The organism is Arthrobacter sp. OV608, from assembly GCA_900110595.1.
In the GTDB taxonomy this organism is placed as follows: Bacteria; Actinomycetota; Actinomycetes; order Actinomycetales; family Micrococcaceae; genus Arthrobacter.
This window is the reverse complement of the sequence record FOEZ01000043.1, coordinates 1-8,273: the sequence shown is the minus strand read 5'-3', so window position 1 is coordinate 8,273 and position 8,273 is coordinate 1. Positions and strand designations below refer to the sequence as shown.

At 59.2% G+C, this 8,273-nt stretch carries 6 protein-coding genes; 4 read left to right on the top strand and 2 right to left on the bottom strand.

Going from position 1 to position 8,273, the window contains the following annotated elements:
* Window positions 1-695: 695 nt before the first annotated feature.
* Window positions 696-1,574, bottom strand: a complete 879-nt coding sequence (locus tag BMX78_RS22300; protein WP_091424733.1) for a LysR family transcriptional regulator — start codon at window positions 1,572-1,574, stop codon at window positions 696-698.
* A gap of 456 nt (window positions 1,575-2,030) precedes the next feature.
* Between BMX78_RS22300 and BMX78_RS22295 the strand changes: the two genes are divergently transcribed.
* From BMX78_RS22295 to BMX78_RS23320, 4 genes are all read left to right on the top strand, one after another.
* Window positions 2,031-3,464 (top strand): MFS transporter, encoded by a 1,434-nt coding sequence (locus BMX78_RS22295; protein ID WP_091424732.1) that lies wholly within the window; start codon window positions 2,031-2,033, stop codon window positions 3,462-3,464.
* Between the two features lie 886 nt (window positions 3,465-4,350).
* Window positions 4,351-5,259 (top strand): SMP-30/gluconolactonase/LRE family protein, encoded by a 909-nt coding sequence (locus BMX78_RS22290; RefSeq protein WP_091424728.1) that lies wholly within the window; start codon window positions 4,351-4,353, stop codon window positions 5,257-5,259.
* A 179-nt stretch (window positions 5,260-5,438) separates the two neighbouring features.
* Window positions 5,439-5,783: a hypothetical protein gene (locus tag BMX78_RS22285; protein WP_286139231.1), complete on the top strand. Its 345-nt coding sequence runs from the start codon at window positions 5,439-5,441 to the stop codon at window positions 5,781-5,783.
* A 370-nt stretch (window positions 5,784-6,153) separates the two neighbouring features.
* The gene (locus tag BMX78_RS23320) at window positions 6,154-6,291 is read left to right on the top strand and encodes a hypothetical protein (protein ID WP_211482618.1); all 138 of its coding nucleotides are present in this window, start codon (window positions 6,154-6,156) and stop codon (window positions 6,289-6,291) included.
* A 154-nt stretch (window positions 6,292-6,445) separates the two neighbouring features.
* On the opposite strand, the gene BMX78_RS23560 is transcribed toward BMX78_RS23320, so the two are convergent.
* Window positions 6,446-6,616: a hypothetical protein gene (locus BMX78_RS23560; protein WP_286139230.1), complete on the bottom strand. Its 171-nt coding sequence runs from the start codon at window positions 6,614-6,616 to the stop codon at window positions 6,446-6,448.
* Window positions 6,617-8,273 lie beyond the last annotated feature (1,657 nt).

Genomic DNA, 8,273 nt, shown 5'->3' with positions numbered 1-8,273 from the left:
TTCTTCTCCAAGATACGAAGGGTTCTGGACGCGGCGGTCAGAGTCCGCAGGTCGCTGGCCCAATCCAGGCAAAGGTCATCGTATCGCATGGCCTTGCACCAAGGGTTCGGGTCAAATCCCAGTTATTGGCGGAGGAGATCACCACCAACGATGAACTCCGCGTCAGTGCTCGGGCGCTATTTTCAGTAGGGTGGATAGGGCCGGCTCGGTGATCTGCTCGGCTTGCTTGAGCTCGGTGGGGCCATGGTCGTCAGAGGCGGTCGTCTCGTCCTTGACACTGCCAGCCGATGTCTTCCTACAGGGGTCCGTGGGCGCGACATGGGCAAAGTGCGACCCCTGTAACCTTGCTGCCCAGCTGGTGCTGGATCCGGGCAACGTACTCGGGAGACTTATCTCCGAGATGTCCGTTACCTTGATGCCTTACCTGCATAGCGCCCGGGCAATGTCGTCGCATATGCCATTCGGGCCAGAGCCCGCACCAAACGAATCTCCTCCGTCGGCTCCCGATCCTCACATCAAGAGATGACACCGGCAAGACGCTCCGGCAACAGATGTCTTGCCCAAGCGAACTACCATGTTTCGCTGGACTGCACCACGCAAAAGGGCTGCTAGGAGGTGAACGCCTGAACGCAGGCCGCCTGCAACCAGGGGGATGTCCCTGTGGCCGCCTGCTGCAAAGCGTATGCACGCCCTCGCTACGGGATTGGAAAGGCTGTTCTGATGGCATTGTCCACGGTGGCGACGACGGCTCGCGTAACCGGCTGGCGTGCGGACCAGGTCTTGAGCACCACCGAGGGCCCCACCAGCCGAGCCCAAGTCCATTCAGGCAGGAGCCGCTCTGCCTCGGCTCGCGTCATTATGGCAACGTTCGCTCCTGCCGCATCGGCGCAGGCCTCTGCATGATGTGTGTAGTTGGCGAATTGCCAGAGCGGCCTGGCACCCACTTCGTGGGCGGCGCTAATTAGAGGGTAGTGAACAGTAGGCAGTTGATTCTTGGCATGCACGAGAACCCGGAGGCCATCGAGTTGCTTCATCGTCCACGTCTCAGCTGTGGACATAGACTCCGCAGGCCTGACGGCGACGCCGAATTCTTCCTCGCCGAGGCTATAGCTCACCAACCCATCCGGCGGCGGCTGATGAACCAAAGCGATGTCCAGCCTGTCTTCTCGGAGCATCCGGAGTTGGGTGTCGCTGTCCGCGTCGGTGAAATTGATCCTCGCTAGAATCACGTGTTTTGATACCGCTGACAGGAGCGTGTCCACCCAGGCGCCCGGAAGCCCGGGGGCCAAGCCCACCTCGACGGTTTCCGCCTCTGGAGCGGCGAGAACGGCTACTTCAGCTGCGCTCTCGGCAAGATCAAGAATTGCCAGTGCGTGCCTGTAGAGTGCCACCCCGGCAGCGGTAGCCGTCACTCCTGTAGGAACCCGTTCGAAGAGCGGTGTTCCGATTTCACGTTCGAACCGACGGATCTGCCGGCTCAGGGCGGGCTGGGAGATCATCAACTCCTCCGCGGCCCGGGTCACCGAGCCTTGACGAAATGTCGTCGAAAAGTAAATCAACTGCCGTATCTCCATGCTCCCCCGCCCCGTTACCCGAAAAGCCAAGCGCCCCCATAACCCTAGGGTATACAGGGGAGGTCGAAACGGCATTGGATTTTGGTCTATCAAACGCATTCAATTGTGAGTCGAGACACTATTAGTGCCTGCGCGTTTCGACCAGAACGCTTGCTTTCACGTAAGGAATACAGTCAATGACGACTTGCCGCACCGGGACTCCCTTGACCGAAACCCGGGGCGTCCATAGCACGAATCCGCATAAGAGTCCCAGGACCATGGAGTGGAGTCGAGCGCGGCTTGCCGCAACCCGTATACCCCGTCCGTATAACAACCTGGATTGCCGTGCCGGGGTTTAACTTCAGATGTTCCGCCGACGGCACCGTCGGCCGCTGGTAGGGGGTAGCTCGACGGAATCTACTCTCGCCATCCTGATCGGCCAATATTTTCAACACTTGAAGACATAAGAGGAGAACAATGACTAATTTAGCGCTCGAGCAGGAAGGCTCGATGCTCGATGCTCGTTTGGACAGACTACCGATAACGAAGCAGCATATCCTTTGGATATCAGTCCTAGGGCTGGTGTTCTTTGTCGAGACCTTCGACAACGTAATGTTCGCCTCCCTGGCACCCGCCATCCGCAATGAGTGGGGCCTCACAATCGGTGAGATCGGTGTACTGGCGTCGTCTGTGTTCATCGGCATGTTCATCGGCGCTGTGGCTGGTGGGCGGCTGTCAGACCGGTTTGGGCGCCGTCCTGCACTGGTAGCCGGATGTTTCGTCTTCGGCCTTGGATCCCTCGGTTCAGCGCTGGCTCCCTCGCCCGAGTGGCTGCTAGCCTTCCGGGTCGTCACTGGTATCGGAATGCAAGCGGCCATAGGCGTGCTCATGGTTATGGTGAGCGAGATGTTCCCAAGTGCGAAGCGCGGGCGGTTCTTCACAGTGCTCACGTTCATTGGATTTGCCGGAGTACCCATCACGACATTTACTGCTCTGACGATCGTTCCGTCCGGGCCGAGCGCCTGGCGTTGGGTTTTTGCCATCGGCGGCGTCGGCATTTTGACCGCTCTCATTGTGCTCCTCTTCGTCCCCGAAACGGTGCGCTGGCAAGTTGCACACAACCGAAATCAGGCAGCGACGCGCACGGTGCTGTCGCTCGAGAAGGCTGCACAAGAGCGGGGAAAAGTATTGACAGAGCCCCAATCTCTGCCGCCGATTCAAACGCGACAGAAACTACGAGAACTATTTCGCGGGAAAGTGCTCCAGCGCCTGATCGTCATGTCTTCAGCGTTCGGAATCTATCTCTTCTGCTTGGTCGGCTTCCAAGCATGGATTCCGACAATCCTCACCTCGCGGGGGATGTCACAGACTGCTGCGTTGCAGTTCGCAAGTATTGTCTCGCTAGCAACGATCGTCGGGCCAATAATCATCTATTTCATCGCCGACAAAATCGAGCGCAAGGTCATTCTATTCGTCGCCTCTGTCATTACAACAAGTGCGATGCTCACCTTCGCGTTCGTCAGTGACTCCACAATGAGCCTCATCGCCGCTTTTGCAGCGAGTATGGCCGCGACCAGCATGACAGTCTCCTTTTATACGTACATCCCCGAAGTTTTCCCCACGGCCCTCAGAGGTGTGGGAGTCGGCGCAGTCAATGGCGCAGCGCGAGTCACTGGTTTTCTTTCGGGAATCTCAGTTGCAGCGATATACACGGCATGGGGTTTTCAGTGGCTGTACGCCATCTTGGCGGGCCTGTTCCTCCTGGCCGGAACGATCATCCTGGTCTTCGGGATCCGAACCACGAACAGGTCACTCGAGGTCGTCAACGAACTCGAGGTCGCCAACGCCTCAGCCGATTCCTTGCGAGCAGATAAACTGGGCACTGAAGAATTGAATGGCATTCGGGACTAAGACTGAGCTTCCCGTGACGCGCCCAGCGCTGTCCCTCCTTGGGGCAAGTGTAACGTCGCTGGCATAGTCCCTCAGCCAATGGGTTGCGTCCCCAGGGGCCGCCTACGCCATTCCCAAAACGACTAGGGCGTGTCTCCTAAAGCTGTCAGCCACATCCTGATTGCTCGGAGATCGTCTCCTCCGCGATAGGTGAGTGCGAGTTTGTCGTAGCGTATTGCCAGGGCCCACCCGTTCGACGACGTTCCGGCCTTTGTAGTCCTCTTTGTCAAAGGCCGGAGGTCTGCCGCCTTTTGATCCACGCGTTTACGATGACCGATTGATTGGATGGCTGTGGGATGACAGCCATAATGGCGTGGTCCGGAAGGTATGTCCGTAGCGCCCTGGACGAATCGAGAGGGGCTACTCGCGGCCGCGCTGCAGGCACACTCCAAGGAATTGGTAGCGCGCCAGGCTGCATGCCAGCGTCTTAGGCGACCCGGCCGAAGCGTTGGAGCAGTGGCTGCGGGCGATAGAGGAGTGCTTCGGCGCCTTCACTGGGCTGCCGGATCACTCATGGCGGCGACTCGGGCGCGGGATCCAGGCAACCCGCCCACCATCCCCTGCGAAATTCTGTTTACCGTCACGGAGCAGTTCTTGGGCGCCGCGCAGAGCAGAGGGCAAGTACGCCTGCCCGGATGAGGCTTCGACCTGTTTCTCGCGGCTTGTTCCAAGGCCTGGATCAGAAGCAACGGAGCTGAAGAGGAGCCGCTGAATCGTAATCGCTGGCTCGTCGCGAGCGGCTACCGGCGAGCCGGGCGAGAAAGCGTAAACGCCTTAGCCCACATAGTTTTTTCACCGGCGTCCTTTACCGCAAGTTCATCAACAAGTTTGACAAGGAGCAAATTATATGGATTCGCCAAGAGTGCTGCCCGCCGACGCTCGCCGTATCGTGGCGCAGGGTGATCTGGGTTATCTTGAGGGTGCTCGCTGGCATCGTGGAGCGCTGTGGTTTTCGGACATGAGCCGCCGCAAGATCTGTCGCCTGTCCCCTGACGGACTGCTCGAGGACGTCGCTGATGTGCCCGGACGGCCGTCAGGTCTGGGTTTTGACCCTGACGGGGTACCGATGGTTGTTTCCATCGAGGATGGCCTGCTGCTGCGTGTGAAAAGTAGCGGGCTGGAGGAACTCGCCGACCTCGCGCCGGTCGCTTTTCATCCCAACGACATGGCCGTGGACCGAGAGGGCCGCGCATACATCGGTCCGCAGGGCTACGCCTTCGGAAGCGATCCTATCGGCGTGGGTTTGGTCATCCGGCATCCCGACGGCCGGATCGACACGGGTGGCGAGGATCTCATATTCCCCAACGGGATCGTGATCTCGGGCGACGGACGCACTCTGGTCGTCGCGGAATCGTTCCGGGCACCACGGGTGAGGCTAACAGCGTTCGATGTGACCGATGATGGGGCCTTGGTGAATCAGCGTGTGTTTGCTGAGTTCGGGTCGCCGGACACAGAGTCCGTTGATGGTATCGGTATCGACAGTGAGGGTGCGGTATGGGCGGCTTTCCCGTGGATCGGTGAATTTCGGCGTGTTCGCGATGGTGGTGAGGTTACCGATGTCATTCGGATCGACCCGGACACGGCCGCATATCCCGATGGCGGCGCCTTCGCCGTGGATGCGGTACTCGGCGGACCGGACATGCGAACCCTCTACCTGCTCATCTCGGATACAAGTCCCGAGCGCCTCGTCAATGGCTTTGATGCCACGGGCCGTATCGAAGCCATCGACGTCGACATCCCAGGAATCCCGGACTAGCGACAGGACCCTTGTGTATCTGCGCAGTTTCCGAGACAACGCAAGGCAGTGATGCGCGGACTGGGCCCGCGACTGCTTCTCGAGCGCCCTGCACAGCTTCCACGACGGCTTCGACGCCTTGTCGATGAAGCCGTCCCAACCGTCAGGAACGCGGCCTCTTCCACGAGACCTTCAACGGATTGATCGAGCTGGACTGGCCGCCCGTACTTGGCGGCGATTCGCTCATCCTGCTGGCAAGGTATATGGCCGTCGAACACTCCGACCTTTGGGTCCTGTTGCGCCCTCAGTTGCCGCCGTTCATGGGTGGCTGGACGGTCCTCGGATGCTTCTTCCTATACCTACCGATCATCATCCAGTTCATAGCGCTGCTGATCGCAGGCGGTGTCCTCCAACTGCTGCTGATGCCCTTCGTCCTCCTGATCCGAAAACTCCGGCGGCGGCCGCCGCCGAACCTGGACGCATCACGGCTCCTGATCAACCCATGGGGTAACCGGATTGGAAAGTGGATGCGCCTCTGGTGGTAAGGGAAGTGCACACGGCAACGAAGTAATTCAGGAAGCTCGCGCGGATGCGGGCGGTCCATTGAGGGGTTGGTGAGGAGTTGGAAATCGCTCCATGGGCCCTCGATGCTTCCGCTGTCGTATCTTTATGCGCGCGGCGAGGCGGCCCACGTTTGCGGCTAGCGGATAAGGATGTCCCCGCCGGTGCAAGGTGTTAATGCGATCTTAACGTCCCATCTGTGATGATTCGGCGGGGGTCAGCCACCGGTAGGCTGCACCATGTAATCTCCGGTCATTTCCCGGCGCAGCCCACGCCCCGTCAGCAGCCATCCTCATCCTGGTCCCCAGCCAGCAAGTTTCGGACATACTCCAACTAACTTGAGACAACGTCACCGTGACAGAGGAACTGGTCACCATCACCCTCGGAACCGTCCAAATCGCACTTACGCCACCGCTCGACGAACCTTGGCAAGAACTCGCAGCCATCCCCACCCATCACCAGACGGCGCCGGACCCCAATTGTCTTGTCTGAGGATACGGAGACGTTGATGTAGCTGTAGTCCCAGTTGAGGTCTGGGAGGGCGCGGAGGAAGGCTTCTTCCGCGACGCCCCGCCGTAGACGTTGCGTTGGCAGCGAACCAGATTTTTCGAATGTTGGCCTCGCCCCAGAGCGCGCAGGCTTGGGACTAGGGCTGCAGGATGCCGATGACGATCAGGCCTTTGGAGCCGTAGTGGGTGGGCGTGAAGGCGCCAAGAGCCTCAGGATCGTGCGGCCCGTAATTGTACCGCTGCGGATGAAGGAGGACCGGACCAGCACTGACCTTGCCGCAGCGGTCTTGAGGGCAGGTTTGGCCCAACTTTGATCTTTGGCCTGGGGTTTAGGCAACGTTCTTAATTCCGGCGTTGCCGATGGAGCTGGCCCTGTGGCGGTCGATGGTTGCAATGGTTTGGGGTTAAGGGGAAGGAGATGAATTCGTTCCCAAGTACTCGCTGGCGACATGTTGACTTCGTATTCAAAGACGGCTATGGTTTTCGTTACGTGACGAGCGTCACGTGAAATTCATTTAGAATCCACCGACCCACTAGATGCTCACAACTCCCCACTAACTCAAGCAGACCAACCGATGGAAATGAGACAGGGAAGAAGCCTTTGCACAGTCCCTCAGACTCCTACATGGAGTTGGCGAGTGCAGTGGGTCCGATGCGGGCGACGGTGGCCTGGCCGCCCCGGGCTGGCCCTTACGTCGCGGACAGTATGCGCAGGTCTCTCAGTCGAGTCCGCAGAGGCTGTTGGGGCTTCAGTTGCGCTCGTGTCACGGCCGATTTACGTAACGGTTTCGCCACCTGCAGGACCATGGGACGTTTCTCTGCCTGCTCTTCGGCGAGGCCAAAACACCGCGTCGAAGACATCCTCCGCGCAGCTTAACAGCAGACACCAATTAGAACAGGAGAAATCATGCCCAGACCCCAAGCGCCGCACGACGTCCTGACTCAGACGGCATCCCGGTCACCCCTATCGGGTCAGAACATCTGCGCCGAAGAAGCACCAGTTCCGCTTCAGGATTTTGGCATTGACGAATACTCTGCGTCCCCTTGGATTGGCCTTCACTACAGGCATGAGTTCATGCTCCACCACAGGCACGAATTGCTCGAGCATCAAGATCTGAGAGACTGACCCCAGAAGATAGTTCCAACCTCTCATGCCCAATGAATTTAAGCCGAAGCTCCAAAATAAGGCGGGGGTGTGCGCATCCGGTGCCAGTACATCCCGTCCGAACGGCCAGGCTGAGACAGTCGATTCGAGGCATCGCGTTGGATGCCGTCACAAACGCACCAGACCTACCGGCCACAGACGAACGGAAAAGTCCATAACTTATGGTGGTGCTGCGTTGGGTCCAGCCTGACCCCGGCCGAAGTCTGACCATGGTGTCCTTCGTTCGATTTGTCAGCTGGACCTGGCGCAACACCGTAGTGTGCCGACCAGACGGATCTGACCTGATAGGAGCTTGGACTAGAAGCCCAGTCACAGACCTGTCGCCCGCCCGGCCCGCTCGCCCTCATCCGTGGCCGCGTCACCAACCAACCGGTTAGTACACCTGAAGTCTCACCTGTGCCACAATCCCCAGACCCTAATTGCCGATGCTTCCCTTTAGGACGACCGATCACATAGGTCCCCGTTGGAGACGTAGCCGCCGGAACCAGACCCCACGTACTCATCACGCTCTCCCGGCCCCGTGACGGGGCAGCCGCAGAGGCCTCCTGTTGGAGGACTACTCGCCGCCTAGGAATAAAGGTGCATGACCAATTTGAAACGAGCCCCAGGAGAGGTGAAGGCACCTTGCATTCCCGGTAGAGGTAGCACTGAAATGTGGTTAATGTTCAGCCGGTAGCGGAGGCCGGCGGGCCGTACTGGGGTGTTACCCATACCTCGAATCCCTCGGATGCTTCAAACAATTGACGGGGGTCATTCGCGTCCGCGGCAATCCAAAGCGCGGAGGAGTCGGGCATCGCATC